General features: G+C 47.9%; 24 protein-coding genes. 2 read left to right on the top strand and 22 right to left on the bottom strand.

All coding sequences use genetic code 11. The annotated features are described in order from the left end of the window. Window positions 1-5 precede the first annotated feature (5 nt). The 17 genes from CB4_RS07140 to rpsU all read right to left on the bottom strand — a co-directional run bounded on the left by CB4_RS07140 (window position 6) and on the right by rpsU (window position 14903). Window positions 6-656, bottom strand: a complete 651-nt coding sequence (locus CB4_RS07140) for a transcriptional regulator CcpN (protein WP_096467665.1) — start codon at window positions 654-656, stop codon at window positions 6-8. A 193-nt stretch (window positions 657-849) separates the two neighbouring features. Further along, window positions 850-2931, bottom strand: coding sequence for a glycine--tRNA ligase subunit beta (gene glyS, locus CB4_RS07135; protein WP_096464469.1), 2082 nt, complete (start codon window positions 2929-2931; stop codon window positions 850-852). 3 nt (window positions 2932-2934) lie between these two features. Continuing rightward, complete coding sequence (gene glyQ / locus CB4_RS07130) at window positions 2935-3810, bottom strand: glycine--tRNA ligase subunit alpha (RefSeq protein ID WP_096464467.1); 876 nt, start codon at window positions 3808-3810, stop codon at window positions 2935-2937. Between the two features lie 301 nt (window positions 3811-4111). Continuing rightward, window positions 4112-4891 (bottom strand): DNA repair protein RecO, encoded by a 780-nt coding sequence (gene recO, locus CB4_RS07125; protein ID WP_096464465.1) that lies wholly within the window; start codon window positions 4889-4891, stop codon window positions 4112-4114. Window positions 4892-4924: 33 nt separating this feature from the next. Continuing rightward, complete coding sequence (locus CB4_RS07120) at window positions 4925-5077, bottom strand: YqzL family protein (protein WP_096464463.1); 153 nt, start codon at window positions 5075-5077, stop codon at window positions 4925-4927. Between the two features lie 102 nt (window positions 5078-5179). Beyond that, on the bottom strand, window positions 5180-6091 hold the full coding sequence (gene era, locus CB4_RS07115; RefSeq protein ID WP_096464461.1) for a GTPase Era: 912 nt from the start codon (window positions 6089-6091) through the stop codon (window positions 5180-5182). Further along, a complete protein-coding gene (locus CB4_RS07110; protein ID WP_096464459.1) occupies window positions 6084-6488 on the bottom strand; it encodes a cytidine deaminase in 405 nt (134 codons plus the stop codon). The genes era and CB4_RS07110 overlap by 8 nt, the downstream gene beginning before the upstream one ends. A gap of 20 nt (window positions 6489-6508) precedes the next feature. Then, entirely contained in the window at window positions 6509-6910 is a 402-nt protein-coding gene (locus CB4_RS07105; RefSeq protein WP_309146618.1) for a diacylglycerol kinase family protein, read from the bottom strand. A 9-nt stretch (window positions 6911-6919) separates the two neighbouring features. Then, complete coding sequence (gene ybeY / locus CB4_RS07100) at window positions 6920-7402, bottom strand: rRNA maturation RNase YbeY (protein WP_096464455.1); 483 nt, start codon at window positions 7400-7402, stop codon at window positions 6920-6922. Continuing rightward, entirely contained in the window at window positions 7399-9516 is a 2118-nt protein-coding gene (locus CB4_RS07095; RefSeq protein ID WP_096464453.1) for an HD family phosphohydrolase, read from the bottom strand. The genes ybeY and CB4_RS07095 overlap by 4 nt, the downstream gene beginning before the upstream one ends. A gap of 15 nt (window positions 9517-9531) precedes the next feature. Next, a complete protein-coding gene (locus CB4_RS07090; RefSeq protein WP_096464451.1) occupies window positions 9532-10503 on the bottom strand; it encodes a PhoH family protein in 972 nt (323 codons plus the stop codon). A gap of 6 nt (window positions 10504-10509) precedes the next feature. After that, complete coding sequence (gene yqfD / locus CB4_RS07085) at window positions 10510-11709, bottom strand: sporulation protein YqfD (protein ID WP_096464449.1); 1200 nt, start codon at window positions 11707-11709, stop codon at window positions 10510-10512. Window positions 11710-11731: 22 nt separating this feature from the next. Next, a complete protein-coding gene (gene yqfC / locus CB4_RS07080) occupies window positions 11732-12013 on the bottom strand; it encodes a sporulation protein YqfC (protein ID WP_096464447.1) in 282 nt (93 codons plus the stop codon). A gap of 117 nt (window positions 12014-12130) precedes the next feature. Further along, window positions 12131-13120, bottom strand: a complete 990-nt coding sequence (locus tag CB4_RS07075; protein ID WP_096464445.1) for a hypothetical protein — start codon at window positions 13118-13120, stop codon at window positions 12131-12133. Next, on the bottom strand, window positions 13120-14136 hold the full coding sequence (locus CB4_RS07070; RefSeq protein ID WP_096464443.1) for a phosphodiester glycosidase family protein: 1017 nt from the start codon (window positions 14134-14136) through the stop codon (window positions 13120-13122). The genes CB4_RS07075 and CB4_RS07070 overlap by 1 nt, the downstream gene beginning before the upstream one ends. A gap of 137 nt (window positions 14137-14273) precedes the next feature. After that, complete coding sequence (locus tag CB4_RS07065) at window positions 14274-14717, bottom strand: GatB/YqeY domain-containing protein (RefSeq protein WP_096464441.1); 444 nt, start codon at window positions 14715-14717, stop codon at window positions 14274-14276. Window positions 14718-14729: 12 nt separating this feature from the next. After that, on the bottom strand, window positions 14730-14903 hold the full coding sequence (gene rpsU / locus CB4_RS07060) for a 30S ribosomal protein S21 (RefSeq protein WP_096464439.1): 174 nt from the start codon (window positions 14901-14903) through the stop codon (window positions 14730-14732). Between the two features lie 218 nt (window positions 14904-15121). Here rpsU and CB4_RS07055 point away from each other — a divergent pair, with 218 nt between their 5' ends. Then, entirely contained in the window at window positions 15122-16504 is a 1383-nt protein-coding gene (locus CB4_RS07055; RefSeq protein ID WP_096467664.1) for a UDP-N-acetylmuramoyl-tripeptide--D-alanyl-D-alanine ligase, read from the top strand. An 8-nt stretch (window positions 16505-16512) separates the two neighbouring features. On the opposite strand, the gene CB4_RS07050 is transcribed toward CB4_RS07055, so the two are convergent. After that, complete coding sequence (locus CB4_RS07050) at window positions 16513-16923, bottom strand: thiol-disulfide oxidoreductase DCC family protein (RefSeq protein WP_096464437.1); 411 nt, start codon at window positions 16921-16923, stop codon at window positions 16513-16515. A 64-nt stretch (window positions 16924-16987) separates the two neighbouring features. After that, window positions 16988-17728, bottom strand: a complete 741-nt coding sequence (locus tag CB4_RS07045) for an SDR family NAD(P)-dependent oxidoreductase (RefSeq protein WP_096464434.1) — start codon at window positions 17726-17728, stop codon at window positions 16988-16990. A 122-nt stretch (window positions 17729-17850) separates the two neighbouring features. Between CB4_RS07045 and CB4_RS07040 the strand changes: the two genes are divergently transcribed. Continuing rightward, window positions 17851-18744 (top strand): LysR family transcriptional regulator, encoded by an 894-nt coding sequence (locus tag CB4_RS07040; RefSeq protein WP_096464432.1) that lies wholly within the window; start codon window positions 17851-17853, stop codon window positions 18742-18744. A 55-nt stretch (window positions 18745-18799) separates the two neighbouring features. Here CB4_RS07040 and CB4_RS07035 read toward each other — a convergent pair whose 3' ends face one another. From CB4_RS07035 to CB4_RS07025, 3 genes are all read right to left on the bottom strand, one after another. Then, window positions 18800-19876, bottom strand: coding sequence for a D-alanine--D-alanine ligase (locus CB4_RS07035; RefSeq protein ID WP_096464430.1), 1077 nt, complete (start codon window positions 19874-19876; stop codon window positions 18800-18802). A 152-nt stretch (window positions 19877-20028) separates the two neighbouring features. Further along, the gene (locus tag CB4_RS07030; RefSeq protein WP_096464428.1) at window positions 20029-20925 is read right to left on the bottom strand and encodes a response regulator; all 897 of its coding nucleotides are present in this window, start codon (window positions 20923-20925) and stop codon (window positions 20029-20031) included. Beyond that, window positions 20922-22241: a sensor histidine kinase gene (locus tag CB4_RS07025; RefSeq protein WP_096464426.1), complete on the bottom strand. Its 1320-nt coding sequence runs from the start codon at window positions 22239-22241 to the stop codon at window positions 20922-20924. The genes CB4_RS07030 and CB4_RS07025 overlap by 4 nt, the downstream gene beginning before the upstream one ends. Window positions 22242-22265: the final 24 nt, after the last annotated feature.

The raw sequence follows: 22265 nt of genomic DNA, 5'->3' as shown, positions 1-22265 counted from the left end.
ACATTTTACACGCTGACTTCATTGCCAAACTCCACAAAGCCGCGTGTGATTGTCGTCTTCGTCACCCGTCCTACTACTTCATATGCGCTTCGGCTACCATCCTGTACCGGACGGACAACCGGCAGGGAATCAATCTGGTAGTCAATCAACTTCTTGGCCGCGTCAAGCAGGCTATCTTCCGGCAGGCTAACCACAATATTTGGCATCCGGGTCATGATAATACTGACTGGCATATCTTCAAGGTTTTGCTTCCCTAGTGCGGCGCGAAGCAAGTCTTTACGAGAGACAACCCCAGCCAGATGATTTTTGCTGTTTACGACAAACAGCGTACCGACATCTTCGAGAAACAGTGTACAGATCGCATCATATACGGAGCTAGATTCTTGAATGATAATCGGAGGTGCTTTATAGTCTTTCACGATTTTACGGCTGACCTCTTCTTTAATCAACTGGTTGCTGTCTTTTCCGGTATAAAAATATCCGACACGCGGGCGTGCATCCAGAAATCCGGCCATCGTCAAAATCGCCAGGTCCGGCCGCAGTGTCGCCCGCGTAAGCGATAGCCGCTCCGCAATTTGCTCCCCTGTAATCGGCCCCTCGCCTTTTACAATCTCGACAATATGTTCCTGTCTTTTTGTGAGTTCGATCTCGCTCACCTCCACTCGGAGATAAAGTGTTATACTATACCTTCGTTTTTTTCCTATATAGTATATACTATATAAAATTCATCTGATCCTGCAAGTGGATTTTGTACGGATAAAGTAATTTGTTGAACCGCAACGAAAAAGAGGCTAGCCTCACTGTCATATGATGACGTTCGAGATAGCCTCTTTTTTTACGATGTAAACGTTACGCAAATACAATCTTGCTGAAGTCAGCAAAACCAAATACAAATGCCGCAATAGTAGCAAGCAATGCGAGACGGTTCTGCTTCACGGCTTCGTTATCAACCATAACCATTACTTGATCAAAGAACGCATCAATCGCCGGTTTTAGTTCAGCCATCGTCGCGAGCACATCGGCAAACTGACCGCCTGCCAGCATCGGTGCTGTTTTCTCTTCGATGCTTTGGAACGAGTTCCACATATTGCGCTCCGCATCTGTTTCGAACAAGTCCACATTTACGTTGCTTCCTGCTGCTTTTTGCGCCAGGTTATTCACGCGATTGAACGATTCCACAATGCCTTTGAATGCGTCTTTTTCTACATCGTCCATCAGCGCAGCTGCACGGGCAAGCGTCTCTGTGACACGAGATGCGTTCGCTGTCAGAATCGCATCAATGACATCATAGCGTACTCCCTGCTCCTGAAGCATGTTTTTCAGGCGAAGCGCAAAGAAGTCATGCAGATCACGCTCAATTTCGGCACGATCACGCTTGAGAAGTGACTTGCTAGCAAGAATATCAAGCGCCACCGCAAACAAGTCAGACAGTGACACGACAAGCTTTTTGTCGAGCAGAATCTGCACGATACCAGAAGCCTGACGGCGCAGCGCATACGGGTCCTGCGAGCCAGTTGGCACGATGCCGATTGCGAAGCAACCGACGATCGTGTCAAGCTTATCCGCCATGCTCAATACAGCCCCTTCATTTGTCTGCGGCAGAATATCGCCTGCAAAGCGTGGTAAATAATGTTCAAAAATCGCTTGGGCTACCGTTTCATCTTCCCCGGCAAGACGAGCATAACGTTCCCCCATGATGCCCTGCAGTTCTGGGAATTCGTATACCATCTGGCTTACGAGATCAAACTTGCTGATCGCGGCTGCACGGGCAAGCTTGTCTGTTTCCGAAGCGGACAGACCCGCTTTTGCCGCAATTTGAGCAGCTCCATCTTGAATGCGGCGAATCTTGTCACCGATTGTGCCAAGTTCTTCGTGGAACACGACATTTTCTAAACGAGCAAGCGCGTCGTCAATTTTCATTTTCTGGTCTTCTTCATAGAAGAAGCGAGCGTCAGAGAGGCGGGCACGAAGTACTTTTTCGTTTCCTTTCGCCACCACATCAAGGCTTCTTGCATCCCCGTTACGCACCGTTACGAAATGCGGCAGAAGTTCTCCTGACGCGTTTTCCACCGGGAAGTAGCGCTGATGTTCCCGCATGGATGTGACAAGTACCTGGCGTGGGATATGCAGGTATTCTTCTTCGAAGCTGCCGGATAACACAGTCGGATATTCGACCAGATGAATGACTTCATCAAGCAAGTCCTCATCCACTGGAATCACCCAGCCTTTTTCGACTTCCAATTCTTTCATTTGACGCAGAATGCGCTCTTTGCGTTCTTCAGGATCGACAAGCACGTACTGCTCAGCAAGGGCCGATACGTACTGCTCCGGTGTCTCAATCGTAACAGGCTTGCCAAGAAAGCGGTGCCCCTCTGTCTGGCGACCCGTTTTAATGCCTGTAAGCTCCATTGGAATAATATCTTCGCCAAACAGGGCGATCATCCAGCGAATCGGACGAACGAATTTGAGATCGTATGCGCCCCAGCGCATGTTTTTCGGGAAAGACAGACCAGCGATAACATCCTGCAGCTGCGGAAGCAACTCTGCTGTTGCACCGCCTGCTTGATGCTTGCGGGCGAATACATATTCCACACCGCCTGCTTCTTGCATATACAGATCTTCCGGGCTCAATCCCTTGCCGCGTGCAAAACCGAGCGCCGCTTTGGTCCATTCTCCGTTTTCGTCAATCGCAATCTTTTTAGCCGGACCACGTAATTCTTCGTTAATGTCCGCCTGTGCTTCACTTACGTCTGTTACCATCACCGTAAAACGGCGCGGTGTTTCATAGCCGACAACCGCTCCATATGTGATACGATTCGTCGATAACCATTTTTCGATCTTGTCTTTTAACTGTTCACATGCCCCGGCCACAAAGCGGGCTGGCATTTCTTCTGTTCCGATTTCAAGCAGCAATGTTCTTGTCGCGCTCATGCATTATTCCCCCTTTTTCAGCATCGGGAAACCGAGGTCTTCCCGCACCTGGTAGTATGTGTGTGCCACTTCACGCGCCAGATTGCGCACGCGTCCGATGTAGCCCGTCCGCTCTGTTACGCTGATCGCACCGCGTGCGTCAAGCAGGTTAAACGTATGGGAGCATTTCAATACATAATCATACGCCGGGAACACAAGTTTCTGCTCCATGCAACGTTTCGCTTCTGCTTCGTATGTGCTAAACAAATCAAACAGCATTTTAGCATCGGATAGTTCAAATGTATATTTGGAATGCTCGTATTCCGGCTGCTTGAACACGTCACCATATGTAACGCCTGCGACCCATTCCAGATCGAATACGTTCTCTTTTTCCTGAATGTACGATGCAAGACGCTCCAGGCCGTATGTGATCTCAACCGCAACCGGGTTACAGTCAATGCCACCCACCTGCTGGAAGTAGGTAAACTGTGTAACTTCCATGCCATCAAGCCATACTTCCCAGCCAAGTCCCCAGGCACCAAGTGTTGGCGATTCCCAGTTGTCCTCGACAAAACGAATGTCGTGATCGAGCGGATTAATCCCAAGCTTCTCAAGGCTCTCAAGATACAGCTCCTGAATGTTGTCCGGAGACGGCTTCATAATGACCTGGAACTGGTGATGTTGATACAGACGGTTCGGGTTTTCTCCGTAGCGTCCGTCTGCCGGACGGCGGGATGGTTCTACGTATGCGACATTCCACGGCTCAGGGCCGATAGAGCGGAGAAATGTCATCGGGTTCATCGTACCCGCACCTTTCTCAGTGTCATACGGCTGGACAATAAGACAGTTCTGCTTTGCCCAGAAATTCTGCAGGGTTAGGATAATATCCTGGAAGTTCATGTTTCTACCTTCTTTCCTTGTCCGATATTGTAGCGAGGGAACGCAAAAAACTCCCGTCTCTATATGCAGAAGCTCTGCACATAGGGACGGGAGTTGATCCCGCGGTTCCACCCTATTTGACAGGCATATACCTGTCCGCTCATACGTTCTAAGTGCTCGGGAGTGCCATTCGTCAGAGGCTACCGCCGGGCTTCCACTATCCCCGACTCGCTTACATGTGGGCACCTAACCTGAGTACTCTTCTCCGTCATTGCACATACTTGAATTTGTAACATACTATAAAGGATTGTACCGCCCGTTGTCAACTCTTGTCCCCGGAACGCTCCGGTGGCGTGGTAAAACCAAGATTTTCGAGCTGATCAAGAAAACGCCGAGATTTTAGATACAGTCCTGTACAGTCTTCTAGCAGTGCGTACATAATGTAACGCAACTGCTGTTTTGTCTCTGGCTTTACGTTGATGTTCCCAAGCTGTGGCATATGGATATGCTGAAACATGCGCAAAAGCTTGACCGTGCCAGGGCCAACTGCCATAAGCGAGCGATCATCCCTTGTGCATGCCGGACAAATCAAGCCATTTTCTACAACACTAAAGTAAAACGGCGCATCATGCACCCCGCACGATACACAGGCATCAAGTTGCGGGTGGCATCCAGCTACATACAGCATTTTCATTTCGAACAGCCTGGCGATAATGTCCGGGTCTTTTCCTTCTTCTATCCACTTAAGTGCATGCAGTAGCATATCAAACAAATAACCATTTGCCTCTTTATCTTCCGTCAATCGATCAAGCAGTTCCATGAGATAAACAGCGTATGCTGTCTTCTCCAAATCCTCACGAATTGTCCGAAATGAGCTAATTAACTCCCCCTGCTGAAGGGAGCCCATTCCTGAGCTGGCATGATAAAGAAAATAGCCGTACGTAAAAGGTTGCGATACGGCTGTAAAACGACTTTTCGTTTTTTTGGCACCACGGGCCATGAGGCTGATCTTTCCGGCTTCGCGCGTATAAACCGTTAGGATTTTATTCGCTTCCCCATAATCGGTTGTGCGGACTACAATGCCTTCCGCTTTTCCAATCATATGCTACTCTCCTCTGCCCGGGCCGTCATTTTTTTATGGCAAGCGCAAAGCGTCCTCCATGCCAGCATCTTCAAAAGAATCGGTATGCTGCATCTCACCCACAGCGCCCATCTCTTCTGCATACAACATATACGCATCGATATTGCCTGTACGGGTGAAATAACTCCAGTAAAAATCTCTCGTCATTTGTATCCATCCTTTCGGAAGAGATAGAGCATGAGCGACAACTTACCATTAGCATGACCCCGGATAAGATACGTTATCCATTGGAACTTTTACCAGAATGCTTTACTCCTCATCCCCGTAAAATCCGAAGTTACGGAATAAATTCTCCTGATTGCGCCAGTCCTTCTTCACTTTGATCCACAGATTCAAGTACACCTTTGTACCGAGAAGACGTTCAATATCTTCACGTGCTAAGCGACCGATCTCTTTCATCATCGCACCCTGCTTACCAACGAGAATGCCTTTTTGTGTCGAGCGCTCCGTGTAAATGGTTGCATAAATATCAATCAATGTTTTGTGCTCATCACGCGGCTTCATCTGGTCGATAACAACTGCAATCGAATGCGGGATTTCCTCACGTGTCAGGTGCAGCACTTTCTCACGAATCAGCTCGGCTACTACAAACCGCTCCGGGTGATCCGTAATCTGATCCTCCGGGTAATACTGTGGTCCTTCTGGCATTTCATCCACAAGCGTCTCCATCAGACGGGTAACGTTGCTACCTGCAAGCGCCGATACCGGGATAATCTGTGCAAAATCATACAGGTCTTTGTAGCGGTCAATAAACGGTAGCAGTTCTTCCGGGTGTACTTTATCGATTTTGTTAATGACAAGATAGACAGGTGTTTTTACTTGCTTCAGTTTCTCAATGATAAATTCATCACCAGGTCCAAGCTTCTCCGAGGCATCCACCAGGAACAAAATCACATCCACTTCGCGAAGCGCAGTCTCTACCATCTTGTTCATATAATCACCGAGTTTAGACTTCGGCTTATGTACGCCCGGTGTATCCAGAAACACAATCTGCCCTTCTTCTGACGTATACACCGCACGAATCTTGTTCCGTGTCGTCTGCGGCTTATCAGACATAATCGCTACTTTCTGTCCAACGATGTGATTCATCAGTGTAGATTTGCCAACGTTAGGGCGACCGATAATCGCCACAAACCCTGATTTATATGTATCGTTATTCATTATGTTTTAAGTCCTCCTGCGAAAATGCGCCTGGCAATAGCTCAGACGCTGTCATAATACGAATTTTGCCCAGCAGATTGCCCATGACAACCGGCATATCTGACGGACAAAGCTCGGCAATTACCTGGCGACATGCGCCGCACGGTGTAATCGGCTCTGTCGTATCGGCGACAAGTGCCAGCTTCTTGATTTTACATTTTCCTACAGCATAGGCTGCAAACAGCGCCGTCCGCTCCGCACAGTTGCACAGTGGATAGGCAGCGTTCTCAATGTTACAGCCATGAAACAACTCTCCGTCTTCGGTGAGAACGGCCGCGCCGACTTTAAACCGGGAATACGGCGTATATGCTTTCTCACGTGCCTCAATCGCCTCCTGCAGCAGTGTATGGTTATTCAATGTAGTATGCCTCCTCGTCCCTATTTCATATTATACGTCCGCTGTCCGGTTGTAAGCCAGTACCAGAGCGGTTCGGTGAATACAGATAGACCGACAATCACTGCCAGAATTGCAGTCAGCAGAACGGCACCCGCAGCAGTATCCTTGGCAATGCGTGCCAGCGGATGCCTGCGGTCTCCCACCGTCAAGTCCACACACCTCTCAACAGCCGTATTCATCGTCTCAAACGCAAGCACTAAGAATATACAAAAAAAGACCAGCAAAACATCCCGCTTTGGAATGGCGAGCCACCATCCGAGCACGAGCACAGCCAAAGCTGCGGCTACATGGATCTGCATGTTTCGCTGAGTCTTTACTGTATAGACGAGTCCTGCGATGGCATACCCAAAACTCTGTACGAATCGCTGCCACTCTCTCATCATCAGTTCGTCCTATTCACGCACAAGGCGCACCCGGCTCAAAATCTCATCCTGGCGGGCAAACATTTCTTTCTCTTCTTCCTCAGTCTCATGGTCATAGCCGAGCAAATGTAGAAAACCGTGCGCGACCAAAAAGCCCATCTCGCGCTCAAAAGAATGGCCGTATTCGTCTGCCTGCTCATATGCCTTCGGAATCGAAATTACAATGTCACCAAGCATATTCGGCAGCTCATCCATCTCTTCATCGAGGATGATCTCCATCTCATCCTCGCCCTCTTCATTCATGGCGAAGGAAAGCACATCAGTCGGACGATCAATCCCCCGATAATCCCGGTTCAGCTCATGGATGCTTTCATTATCCACAAATGTAACCGTCACTTCCCCATCTACTTCTTCCAGTTCAGCCGCTGCTTCAAGAACCCTTGCAAGTGTTGCAAGAAGCTCGTCCGACACGTCTGGTTCATATTCCTGAATGAATTCTACATCGATTTTCATGCCTGTTTCACCGCCACCTGTTTATCATCCGGATATTCAATCCGATTATGGAAAAAGCCCTGAAGTGTTTCACAAATTGATTTGGTTACCGTCTCAAGTTCTTGCATCGTCAGATCACACTCGTTAAATTGACCGTCTTCAAGCCGATCCGAAATAATGCGTCGGACGAGTTGCTCAATACGCTCTGGCGTAGGATTGGCAAGCGAACGCACAGCTGCTTCTGCACTATCACAAATGCCGACAATCGCCGTCTCGCGCGTCTGTGCTTTCGGTCCCGGATACCGATACTCCGCTTCGGGAACCGGTGTTTCAGAGAGCTTGGATACTTTATGATAAAAAAACTTCAGCAGTGTCGTGCCGTGATGTTGTTGGGCAAAATCTACAATCTGCTTCGGGATGTTATGCTCCCCAAGCATTTTCACCCCGTCTTCCACATGCGCAAGAATGATACGCTTGCTCAGTCCCGGTGCTAAGGTATCATGCGGATTCTCACGATTCATCTGATTCTCCACAAAGAAATGTGGTCGCTTCATTTTCCCAACATCATGATAATACGCTCCAACACGGGCAAGCAATCCATCCGCCCCTACGGCCTCACACGCTGCTTCCGACAGATTCGCCACCATCATGCTATGATGATACGTTCCCGGTGTCTCCATTAGCAGGCGGCGCATCAATGGCTGATTCGGATTCGACAATTCAATCAGACGCATCGGAGACAAAATCCCGAATATCCCTTCAAAAAACGGCAGAAAGCCAATCGTTAACACAGCCGCGAGCATCCCACTTACTATGCCAAACACTGATTGCATCAATAGATCACGCCAGCCTGCTGAAGAGGATAAAAGTAAGTACAACGCCACGATGGCCAGTACATTGACAACCGCCACAAGGGAGCCCGCCTGTAGAATACGAGTGCGTTTGGTTGCCTTGCCAAGTGAATAAGCACCGGCAACTCCACTGGAAAATCCGTACAACACATAACGAAAATCAATGGGGAGCAGGCTTTCATAGTTAAACACAATGCCAGATACAAACGCAAACAGCACACTGCATACAACAGCTAGCTGCGTATCCAATAAAATCGCAATCAGCATCGAACCGAGCGCCACCGGCACGCAATACCCTGGCAAGAAGAAATCAATTCCTTTGCCTAGACTTGTCATCTTCATCACCATAATGGTCAGGAAAATAATCGAGCCGAGAAGCAAAATTTTTGTATTGTCCCTATATATTTCCCGATGCGCCTGTGATAAATAAAACTCGAGGAACACAACAAAAAAACCGGTGCACAGCGCCAGTCCAAGAAACGGGAGCTTGCTTGCGTTTTTTTCCAGCAGACCCGCTGCATTCAGCTTGTGATACACCTGTTCGGAAATATATTGCCCTTTCTCGACAAGCACTTCCCCCTTGTAGATCATGGTAGGCTTGACCGATCGGCGTACTGTTTCTTTCAGCGTATTCGTTGCATCTTCATCAATCATTACATTGGGGGCAACGCTTGCGATCGTGACTTCCCGTACGACTTTACGCGTCCGACTGTCTAAATCCGCCAGCACAAGCTGCTGATTAACCCGCTGCTGTACTTCTTCACGCGCTATGTTTGAATCAATCCCCTTCTGCATGACAGCTGTTACCACCTTAGCAGTCTCCTGTGCTGCCGCATTAAGAGAGGGAGCTGACATCGCAAGAAGAACTGACATCGCATCTCCTGGCAGAGCAAACGGACTGCTTTCTTTCAGATCCTTCAGCTTTGCCTCTGGAGTTGTATCAGTCTGCCCCTGCAATTCTGCAACCTTTTTGAAAACGAAAGACACCAGCTTTAGCTGATGACCCGTAATTTCATCATTCCGCGCATAAACAGGCTGTACCTCCCGTACCGCTTTCATACGCGCCTGCTCTGTCGCCTCTCCATCCTCGACCGTAACAGGGGCCGTTAAGGTAACACTGCTGACCATATTCACGTTCAAGTCGAACGTTTTTGGCAAAACGTCACTCATGATTGGCAAATAAATCAACAAACCAAGCACTATAAATAGCAGGCGGCGAATCGTAGCACTTGTCTTCCATGTATCCGGAACAGCGCGGAACAACTGCCGCAATCTTGCTTTCATCTCGTACCACCCCTTTTAGCGGGATGCTTCGCTCTCCTGCTCATACGCTGTAATAATTTTTTGTACGAGCGGATGACGAACAACATCCAGCCCGGTTAAGTAAACGAAGGACATCCCATTCAGCCCTTCCAGAATACGGGCCGCTTCCTGTAGGCCTGACTTCTTGCCGCGTGGCAGATCGACCTGTGTAACGTCTCCAGTAATAACCATTTTCGAACCAAAGCCAAGGCGGGTTAGAAACATTTTCATCTGTTCCGGTGTTGTATTTTGCGCTTCATCGAGAATAATGAAAGAGTCATCAAGCGTCCGGCCACGCATATAAGCAAGCGGAGCCACTTCAATAATGCCGCGCTCTCTGTACTTCGTCACCTGCTCCGCACTCAAAAGATCTTCGAGCGCATCATACAGCGGACGCAAGTACGGATCAACCTTCTCCTGGAGATCACCTGGCAAAAATCCAAGATTCTCTCCAGCTTCTACAGCTGGACGTGTCAATACAATACGTTTCACTTTATTCGCTTTCAGTGCTGTAACAGCCATCACTACTGCCAGATATGTCTTCCCTGTACCAGCTGGCCCAATCCCGAAGACGACATCGTTTTTCTTAATTGATGTCACATAATAGCGCTGTCCGAGTGTTTTAACGCGAATGGGCTTGCCCTTAAGCGACATTGCAATCGGCTGATCATACAATTCAATAAGTTCTTCCAGTGCATCTTCTTTGGAAAGCTGAATCGCATACATCACATCCTGAAGCGACAGTTTGCTTCCGCGCCGCAAAAGTCCGGCTAGCACACCGAACAGCTTCACGCTGCGTTCCACTTCGTCAGCAGATCCGGTAATCGTAATCTCTTCACTACGCGCGAAAATGCGAGCATCCGTTGCATTTTCGATTTCTTTCAGATGTGAGTCGTGCGGCCCGAATAACAGGCTTGCTTCTTCCGCACTTTCTAGGCGTATCGTTTTGCTTGTCTCTTCTGAATGCAAAAGACCTCAGTCCCCTTCGCTCGTAATAGGCTGCTCTGTAATCGGTTGTTCGGCTGCAATATCTTCTACTACAACAAAATGAAGCTTCATATAAACTTTACCATTCTCTTGGTTTTCGTGCAAAACTTTTTCCGTTTTGATATATCCGCCTTTTTTCAGGCGTTTCACCAGATTTTCTCGGGCGTATTTCTTGCCGATTTCTATCGCTTCTTTTTCGGTTAAGGTGATGGTAATACTTTCATTTTGCCGCACAACTTCTGTTTTCATTCCGAGTGGGAAAACCCGCTCTCCCGTAGAAATCCAATCCGTATCTTCACTTCGGACAGACTGCTTATACTCCGGAGCACCGAACCCCTGAATCTTCACTTCATATGTTCCAAACATAAGATAGCGTCTTGTATAAGCCTCTCCTGTCAAAACCGGACGCTTCTGCTTGATCGGCACAGTCACTTCCGATTCATACCATGTCTCGCCCTCCACGATTCCTTTGGCTGCCACAAGCTGCATCTGCTCCTCATTGCCTAAGGCACCAGAGATAAGAATGTCTCCTTTGTTTACCCAGCTCTGGGGGCGTACAAGCGGACGGCCCGACTCTGCGAAGATCGAATGGACAATCGCTTTTTTGGTGGCGATAATATGGCGAGGCGCAGTCGTGTCGCGCGGCGTGGGCAGCACCTTCTCCACGACGCGAATAATTGCGGTCGTCCCCTTCATCTCAAACCCGATCCAGGAAGCATTCGGCATATCCAGCAACAGGCGACGCTGCATCTCTTTCGGTTCCGGAATCTGGAATGTGAATACACCGGGCTTCACTCCGGCCCGAGCTGCCATTTCCTGAATTTGAAACGCAGGAATGCGCTCATTCCCCACTACTTCAACACGCCAAACAATCTGGGAGAGCATGTACACACCAAGAATAAACAAAACGATACCTGTCCCAAACATAAACCGGGTACGCAGTTTGCGCAGCACGAATGGCAGACCAACACGACGCACAACATGCACCCGGCAGCCTGTCTCCCTAAGAAACGGGCGAAGGGCAAAGAAGCTGTCCAGCGGTATACTCATATAAGCTTCCTCGCTTGTACGGTGAATGTCCCATACATGTATCCCATCTCCAACGACCCGGTTCAAAAAACGTTCCAGGCGTCGACCACGCACACGAAGCACGAGATAACCCTGAAACCAGTTGACTCCGTTTTTCATCGGTCTGTCTCCCTCCCGCCCCTTATTCGTCTATAAACAGCACCTGGCTGACGACTCCTTCGACAAGCACTTCCTCTGGCAAAATGGCGCGGATCACAAGATTCTCTCCGCGAATAAGCAATTGTCCTTTTGTCAAAAGCAAACGGAGTTCCTGATTGCTGAACCAAAGGACTCCGCGGTGATTCTCAATATACATCTGCAACTGTCCGATCATTGTAATGCGCGGCATTTCCATCATAAGATCACTCGGCATATCCAGTACGCCGGTTGCAAACCGTCGCCATTTTTCGCTCCATTTTTTCACGCACCAGGCCCCCTCTCTTCACGTCCAGAAGAGGAACGTCGTTCGTTCTTACTCTTCACGTTATGAGCGAGCCCGGAAAAATATGAGAGGAAACACAGCTAAAAAAAAGAGCGAGGCTTATTTCGCCTCGCTCTTTACATCATTTGGTCCGACAGGTGCAAGATTGTCCGTCCCATTCACGGATGGCTCCTGCGGCGGCTGTCCTTCTGTTTTTGATTTATCTGATTTATTTAATTTGTCAGATTTTTGTGCTTCAGTTACCGACTTCACATTCATCTCATTCGACTTTGTGTTCTCATTCTTCGCATTATCCGATTTCTTCGCTCTTGTTTTCCTCGGTTCATCCGGTTGAGACGACGACTTCTTCTGTTCCACGGTGGCTGGCTGCTGGTCTTTTTCGATCACCTTCGAACCATCCGGACGACGCAGGCGGTCGCCCTCATACGTCCATACCTTCCCTGTATCTGTCGTCATCACGAGCTTATCCTCTGTTGGATTGTAATCAATGTGATCAATCACAACATTCCCAAGTGAGAGACGATGAATTCCTGTGCTCGCCTTATATTTATACACTTCGTCATAACTACCATTGTTCATCTCGATATAGACGAACTCAAGATACGGCGAGAAGTACACAGCTTCTACTTCCCGTTGTTTCGAAGACCATTGGTGTACCTCTACCGGCTTCATCTCACTGTTAGCACCTGCTCGTATGAGGTAGCCAGTCAGCGTCGATTTTCCTTTGACAAAATAAATCAACGTATCAGACGGTTCGAGCCACTTCATAAATGTGACATCCCCGACATCCTGATCGAAAATAATCCCCGTTTTATCTTCAATCTGCAGGCGATTATCCGCTGTCGTGTAAGCGACATGCCGCTGATCTTCTGTCAACGCCGAAAGCACAGCAGTCCCCGGGACACTAACCCGACTTTCAACAGGTGTAGCCGTAGCCGCTACTGCACCGCCCGCTTTTTTCATAGCAGCTTCAAGCGATGGCGGCTTTAAGAAGAGATCAATGCCATACATCGATCCAAACTGAAGCACACTCAGCACAACAAAAGCAATTCCCCATTTTTTGAAACCCGACTTTTTCTTCTGCTTCATTATTTCCCCACCCCATCCACAATAAAGCTAGTAGCCACATAACGTTCTCCAAGCGGATTGGATGGCTCAACAAGAAATTCATTTTTATAATACAACTCCGTACTGTACCCACCGTCCAGATTAGCAGCAACAGTCGCACCGTTCTCAATCATCACTTCTTCACAATCAAGCAGGCTCGCACCAATCCCGTTCTTTCCTCGTCCTGAGAGGGCCAGTAGAAGAATCGCACCATCCTCACGCTGACCAATCGCCGAGCGCGGTGCAATGCCCCATGAATCATCTTCCTCTTTGAGGAACGGTTGTCCGTCACGCACAAGCTGCGGCCCGAATGATACAGCATCCTGTACACCAAGCTTCTGCAACTCTTCGTATTTGTATTTGCCGACCACAAGCGCCCCTTCTTTAGTCAGACCGATCATAGGCTGCGCAATCCCCTGATAACCGCCGATGTATTTGCCGCGTGATAAGGTAACACCGAGCGGCATACCACCTGTCCCTTTCCCTTTAACATCATAAAATCCACCCGCATTAATGCCGGCAATTGCATTCTCCCGCTTCACCATACCGCTTACGGTTTCACCGACATTGCCGAGATCTTTCGTCACAGCCACATGCAACCGCTTCGGGTCCTTAATGACCAGCAGAGAACCGGAATACTTCGTTGTCGTGATCGGAATCACATCAATCCCGGCATCGTGAACCTGCGAGAAGTTCCCCGCATGCATCGTTCCTTCACTCATCGTCTCCATCGAAATTGGACGGTATTTATTCAGCGTCTCCGCTGAATAGAATGGTTCGATGTATTGTGGATGGCGGCTTGTTAATACAGCACCGACAACCGTCCGGCGCATATTCTCAAACGGACCATATAGCACAAGCGCAAACGATGATAGGGTAAAATAAAATAACAGCAAAAACAAACCCGCAATGGTACGCAAGATTCGCTTCGGCTTTTTCTGCGTACGGAGCAAAGGAGCTTCTTTCTGCTTATATACCTTTTGTTGGGCTTCCATCATATTCCTGCAACCCTCTCCTTACATTCCTTTTTATTACCTATCAATTATAATAGATAGTAGAATGACATTCTACGGCAATCTTCGACAATATTAAAAAAGCCTCCCCAAAATTGGGAAGGCTTTTTGAACAGTTCGTCCTACTGTAAGAGTTCCTGAACGACTTTATTGACAAGTGCACCATCCGCGCGTCCTTTAACCTTCGGCATCAGAACGCCCATCACTTTACCCATGTCTTTCTTAGAAGAAGCACTCGTCTGCTCAATCGCTTCTGCGACCAGTTTACGAATGTCCTCTTCTCCAAGCTGTTCAGGCATATATTCCATTAATACAGCAATCTCATCACGTGAGGCTGCTGCAAGGTCGTCACGACCAGCTTTTTCGAATTCTTGGAGGGAATCGCGTCTTTGTTTGAGCTCGCGAGTCAAGACCGTTAAAACTTCATCGTCAGACAACTCCTTGCCATGGTTAATTTCCTCGTTCTTAATCGCGGATTTCACCATGCGGATAACGGAAAGTTTAAGCTTGTCTTTGCTTTTCATCGCTTGCTTCATGTCATCAGTAAGACGTTCGACGAGTCTCATTACTTATTCCTCCTAAAACTTGCGCTTGCGAGCTGCCTCGGACTTTTTCTTGCGTTTGATACTAGGCTTTTCATAGTGTCTGCGCTTTTTAACCTCAGCAAGAACGCCATCTTTGGAGCAGTCACGTTTGAATCGGCGCAACGCTTGGTCTAACGACTCGTTTTTACGTATACGAACTTCTGCCATTTGTTTCCCCTCCCTCCGCCTTAACCATAAACAACGACACAGTACAAAAACGCACTGGAAAAGTCGTCAAAAAACATTATATTATATACACCTCGGCAGGTCAATATTCAAGCGACACTTTTTGTTTTTTTCTTTCAAAATCAAGGGCTGATCACCCTTGCCCACCCTTCAGGATGGTGATAGCATTGGAGGGAAACTTGATGCGGGAGGGACAATTTATGTTCACAGTGGAAGAAATCACAGCCATTACAGAAGGCGCGCTTATACAGGGAAATGAGGGAACCATCGTTACATCCATTCATTTTGATTCGCGTCAACTTACGGACGGTTCGCTATTCGTCGCGCTGACAAGTGGCGCACGCGATGGCCACGAATTCCTGGCCGCCGCTGCTGATAAAGGAGCTGTCGCGGCATTTGTCTCCAATCAGGAACTTGCCTTAGCCGCCAATGTACCGAATTCATTCGCGCTTATTCTCGTGCCCGATACAGAAAAAGCATTCCAACAACTAGCGCGTATCTATCGCAATCGCCTATCTATCCCTATCGCGGCCATTACCGGCAGCAACGGCAAGACAACAACCAAAGATATTCTGGCCCATCTGCTGTCCGGAAGCAAACATGTATATAAAACATACAAAAACTTCAACAATCATCTCGGTGTTCCACTTTCCCTGCTACAGATCACACCCGATACAGAAGCAGCTGTGCTCGAACTCGGCATGAATCACGCTGGAGAGATTGATCTGCTCGCAGGCATCGTGCGCCCCACATTCAGCGTCATTACGAATGTGAATGATGCACACATCGAATTTTTCGAATCAAGAGAAGCTATCGCACAGGCGAAAGGGGAACTGCTCGGTCATACAAATCCGGATGGCTTCGCCTGTTTGAATCTAGACAACAGCCTCGTATCTGCACTCGCCCCGCTCAATCCGTGCAAAACGTACTTCTATCATGTGCAACACGATGGTGAGGATGTAGTCACAGCTGATATTACCGCATCTGATTTGTCCTCTGATGAGAACGGTAGTCATTTCACAGTCACATACGCGGAAGGACAATTCCGCTGCTTCATGCCGTTATTTGGCGATTATAATGTATCCAACGCGCTTCCTGGCATTTTCATTGCACGTAAACTCGGGTTGAGCGAAGAAGAGATCACTCATCAACTTGCAAACCTATCCATCTCTGCGATGCGGTTTGAGCGGAGTGAAGGTGCAAACGGGCTACTTATTATTAACGATGCATACAATGCCAGCCCGTCTTCGATGATGGCAGCCGTTAACACGTTCCTGTCCGTTTATCCGGAACGGAAGAAGGTGCTTGTGCTCGGCGACATGTTTGAGCTTGGCGCACAGAGTACAGCCTACCACCGTGAAGTGGGCGAGAAGCTTCGCGCTCTCAATACTTCATTCACACTCGTTGCCATTGGTGATGCTGCCCGCTACCTGGCAGAAGGATACGGCGAAGGAGCTCATTATTTTGCGTCTAAGGAAGATGCCGCCGCCTATCTTGAAGCCTTCAAAAACGATCAGTATGCGCTGCTCCTAAAAGCATCGCGCGGCATGAAAATGGAGACGCTGCTCGACGCACTCCGCTAACGATCTACTTATTCCAGAAAGCGTGCTTGTATGTCCGGTGTCGGCATCAGGCACGCTTCTTTTTTGCCAAACCATCGATAACGATTACGTGCCACCCATCGATATACACTGTCGCGCAGTACTCGAGGAACAATAGTGAATCCATACAAAAGCGGCCACAGACCCGATAAATGACGGCAAATTCGCAGGGCTGCCGTCGAGTGCGTATACAGCTTCCCTCTCTCAATTACAACTACGCTATCCGGCATAGCAGCATCTAAATGATGTGTCTGCAGAAGTCTTGCACCTGTCTTCGACTGCAGCGCTGCAAACCGAAACACGGCATCCGGATCGCGCTGAATAATAAACCGGACGCTACCCTCACACAAATTACACACACCATCAAATAAAATAACCGGATGTCCCTCTTGCTCGTTCATGTTGTCTCCCCTCTACCAGACTTTCGCATCCTACTATCATACATCTTTCGTTATTTCATGTTGGTTACAGTGTTTGCCCGCTGTCTACTGTAATGATTTGACCTGTCATCGCCTCTTGCTCCAAGACCGCACAGATCATTTGAGCAATATCTTCGGGTGATGCAATGCGTTGCAACAGAAGATTAGGCGCTAACTTCTTCATTTGTTCTTCCTTGCCAGCCCACCATCTTGTCGCAACGGCTCCTGGCACAACGCAGCAAACTCTGATGTCCGGAGCTAAGGTATGTGCTAATGATTTAGTAAGACCGTGAACGGCGGCTTTGGATACGGCATATGGAAGCGAAGAGCCTACCCCTGTTTGTCCGGCTATACTGCCAAGATTGACGATTGCTCCTTGCTTGTTTTTCTTCATAAAAGGGGCAACGGCTCTGGCGCAGTAAAACATTCCTTTGACATTAACATTATAAAGCTCATCCCATACTTCCTCTGTCGCCGCCTCCATATCGTCTAGCGGAATGTGCCGCGTGATGCTAGCATTATTCACAAGCAAATCTATGGTTCCGAATCTTGCGTCAATTGCACCGACCATCTCCCTTACTTCCTTGTCTTTGGAAACATCGGCTCGTATAGCTATTGCTCGCCCACCCTCGTTATTGATGATTTGTACGGTTTCTTCTACATCGACAGTAGAGCGCGAATAATTCACCACAACAGTTGCACCACGCTTAGCCAGTGCGAAGCATGTAGCTCTACCGATTCCTGTACCACCACCGGTAACGAGCGCTACCTTATTGTTTAAAATCATTTTCAGTCATCTCCCTATTTTTCTTGATATAAATGATTGTATATCGTCATCTCTGATTTGTATAATTGAACTAATTAAATGTTTTGTTCAAAAAAATTGAACTTAATACTAGAGGTACTACGATGGATCTTAAAACATTAAAAACCTTTCAAATGATAGTGAATTACGGAAGTTTCAATCGTGCAGCCGAAGAAATGAATTATGCTCAATCTACCGTCACGATGCAAATTCAAAAATTAGAATCCAACCTAGGCGTTCAGTTGATCGAGCGCGGGAAGAAAATTCGATTAACTGAAGCCGGCAGACTGTTTCATGAAAAAAGTCTGCAAATCATAAGGAATATGGAACAATTACAGACGAACTTGTTGGATTTACAATTAGGCGAAGCAGGAAATATTCGTTTAGGGGTGACAGAACCAACTGGTAGCTATCGATTACCTGGTATTTTGGAGCGGTTTTTATCTCATTTTCCTAAAATACGTGTCACTGTGGACTTTGCGAACACACCAACGTTAAGCGATCGACTTCTCAACGGTGATATTGATTTGGCACTATGCTCGGCACCGGATCTAGGAGCTTCTCTCTATTTTGAACCTTTATTTAAGGAAGAGTTTGCGGTATTAATGCCAGAGAACCATCCGCTTGCTCAGAAAGCCGTGATAGCACCGGATGATATTCAAGGACATCGTCTGCTCATTACGTCAGCAACCTGTCCATACCGCAGAAAACTTGAAATGGCATTACAAGAATCAGGGGCTGTACAACTAAATACTATGGAGATAGGAAGTATGACCGCTTTGAAATATTACGTCGCAAGCGGATTGGGTATCGCCCTGGTTCCCAAAATCGTTTTGAAACTAGTTCCTCCAGGAACCGCGGTACGGACGATAAGCGGCAGTTTTATCGACATGACTTTCGGTATCCTCTGCAACACATCAGAATATCCGTTGACGTCGGCAGGCTTGAAACTTTATCAATATCTCAAGCAAGAACTTCATGAACAATTCGCATACTAGTAACCTAAAAAAGAGGAGCAGACAGATGCCCGCTCCTCTTTTTACCCATGTACAACTATTCCATGAACTTCTCGGCTACTAGTTCATTTTCTTTCTTCTCGGTATAGCGCTCAATCGCAAACCCGATCAGACGATCAATTAGTTCAGCATATTCTACGCCTGCCGCCTTCCACATCATCGGATACATACTGAATGGCGTGAAGCCCGGCAGTGTGTTAATTTCATTAATGTAGAGCTCATCCCGTTCTTCATTCCAGAAGAAATCAACGCGGGATAACCCGCTGCAATCGAGCGCGATAAAAGCCTTCACCGACAGTTCCTGCATGCGCGTCACAACAGAGTCCGGCACAAACGCTGGAATATCAAGGCGGGTATTATTACTTTTGTATTTCGCTTCATAATCATAAAATTCATTACCAAAAATGATTTCCCCAACAACGGATGCATCCGGGGTGTCATTCCCAAGCACGGCGATTTCCAGCTCGCGGCCAGCGATGAATTCTTCTACGATCACTTTCCGGTCAAAACGCGCCGCAAACTTAAGCGCTTCAATCAGGCCGTCCCGGTCTTTTGCCTTGCTGATCCCAACACTTGAACCCATATTGGCCGGCTTCACAAAGCATGGCAGGCCAAGCTCGGCCACGATGCGGTCGCAGATGCCGTCCATATCTGCATGAAGCTCACTGCGCAGAAAACTGCGGTATGCGCCCTGCGGTAGACCCGCACTCGCAAATACTTCCTTCATCATGACTTTATCCATACCAAGGGAAGACCCAAGAACGCCGGAACCAACATATGGCACATCAAGCAGCTCAAGCATACCCTGCAACGTACCATCTTCCCCATTCGGTCCATGAATAACCGGAAAGATTACGTCTACATTCTCTGCCAGTGCGAATACGTCCGGGGCCTCATATTGATCGAGTGTATAGCGCAGTTCTTCTGCCTGTTGTGGCACATCCGCCACCCACGGTCCCTGCACCCATTTCCCCGTTACATCCACATAGATCGGCAGAACTTCATAGCGCTCCTTATCGACCGCTTGAATAATGGAATGCGCCGTATGAATCGACACCTCATGCTCGCTTGACTTGCCTCCGTAGATAATCCCTACTCTTTGTTTAGTTCCCACCGGTAAAGCCTCCTTAAACGTCTTAGGCCAAGCTTATGCCTGTGCCCACTTTCTTCATCGTATGTAACGATTGGGCGAATGGATATCAGCAATCGCATTCGCTGCGTATTTATCATACCAGTTTTCTGCGTATCGGGGGCAAGGAATTACATCTATGCATGTTCTTTTGTCTCTAAATATAACGTAAAAATAAATTTCTTCACATTCAACCGCACACGAGACACCTCTTCCTCCTGCTCAATCTCCCGCATCTTCTGACGCACGTCAGCAAAATCAAAGTATTTCGATGCATACAGCTCAAATTTGGGGTTGCTATAATCTTCAAGCCCGAGCGAAGCAAGATTCTGCAGGGCCCGTGCGACGGCACGGCGAATGCGCTGCTCCATCGCCTTTACCTCTCGCTGCACATCTTCCGCCTGTGTATCGGTCACATACTCCGTAAATACATCCTTGAGCGCCGAGAAGTCCCTAAGTCGCTCCTTCCCGTACTTCTTAAGCAAATATTCGATCAGACTGACGAGATCACGGCTTCCTGATTCCCCAACTATCCCAAAGTCTGCGAGCACACTCCGGGTAAACGAACGACTGCTTCTCTCCCGGCGCCCTGCTTCAACCTGCTGCGATGACATATCCAGAAATGAAAGCGTATACCGAATACCCTGCAACGAGCGTTCGAGCTTGATGTGCTCCATCACCTTTTTAATGACAGACAACACTTCAATCCGATTGATAGGCTTATGGATAAAATACTCCACCCCTTTGCTGTACGCTTCCGCCACCATGTCCTTATGCTCTACCTGCGAAATCATAATAAACTTACCTTCGTATCCCATTTCCCGTAATCGCTCTATCGTTTCAATACCATCCTGCTTAGGCATAAGCAGATCAATAAGGATAATGTCACACTTTTTCATCAAAATCGAAGGCTCCGCGCCAAATCCGTCCTCTGCCTCCCCGACAATATCACCCAGGTCTTCGTACTCAATCGCGTTATGCAGCATCTTACGTGAAGATGGATCATCATCAATAATAAAAAAACGAAATCTCATACGTTTTCTCCCTCTCTTTTGCGCAGAACTCCAACCGGAAGACGCACAATGAATGTTGTAACTTCAGGGGCCTGTCCACGACTGACTGTGAGTGTACCTCCGAGCTGCTCGACAATATGCCGAGCGTGGGCCAGTCCAATACCTGTGGACGCATTGCCCTGCTCATCATACTTTGTCGTATAGCCTGGATTGAAAATATAGTCTTCCTCTCCTTCGGCAATCCCACTTCCACTGTCACTCACGGCGAACATAAACATATTTCCCTCACGCCGTATACGAAGAGTAATGCGCCCTTCTTCCTCAATGGCCTCGATCGCATTGGACAATAAATTATTCAGCACAGATAGAAGTGAATATACTTCCTCCGTTACGAGCGCAACCTGAATATCCGTAAAGAATTGTATTTTTTTACCCAGCATGCGGGCATATTTATCATTCGCATTCAGCACAAGACGAAGTATGTCTCGCAACCCAAGTCGGCTTGCCGCTTCTTCCTGCTGGATGATTTTACTCATTCCGCTTAAGATGCGCTGGGAGTCTTTTTTAATCTCATGCACCTCTTCCGCAATAAACAGCGCGCGGCGTGACAGAGGAGGTTCTTTCTTAGGTAGCACACTGTCCGCTTCGTACTGCTTCACATCCCGGTACAAGTGATAGCTGTTGCGTGTAACCTGTTCAATGTGGCCCATCATCTTTTTTAGATAGAGCGCTTCTACGTGTAAGTCACTCCCAATCATCAGCAGTTTCTCAAATCGAAGCTGCTGCTCTTCATGAATTTCCCGCAAATGCCGGATTTCAATAATATTAAAGAAACCAACAATCAGAAAACTACGGACAAAAGCCAAAATGAGGAGAAAATATTCATTCTGCCAGACAACCGGCACGTACATATAACCGTACGACAAACTTTTGCGGACGATTAATTCTGTCACATTGCCCAAAAAATCAGCTGCAACCCCAATCAGGGCCAAACGAATCGGCTGCTGCAAATAGCGCCAGGCCCGCCCCATCCACATGATAAGTCCAAACGCCATATAAAATGCCAGGGAAGGCAGATGAGTCAGCACACTTTCGTGCACAGAGAACGGATGAACGGGAAAAATAAAATCAAGAAAAATTCGGAATCCGACTACGGCGCTCCCGGCCAGCACAGACGTCAGCAAAATCGGAATTTCACGAACCCAGATAAGCGCAAAAAAGAAAAACGCACTGCCAAAACTAATGCGAAATTCACTATTGAACGGCTGAAACTTGAGCTCTCCGAACAGCATCGTAGCACCAACCAGCAACAAAATCATGAAAAACTTGCTTCTCACCGTATGTATCCTCCTTCGATGCAG

Source organism: Aneurinibacillus soli, from assembly GCF_002355375.1.
In the GTDB taxonomy this organism is placed as follows: Bacteria; Bacillota; Bacilli; order Aneurinibacillales; family Aneurinibacillaceae; genus Aneurinibacillus; species Aneurinibacillus soli.
This window is presented reverse-complemented; position numbering and strand designations above follow the sequence as displayed.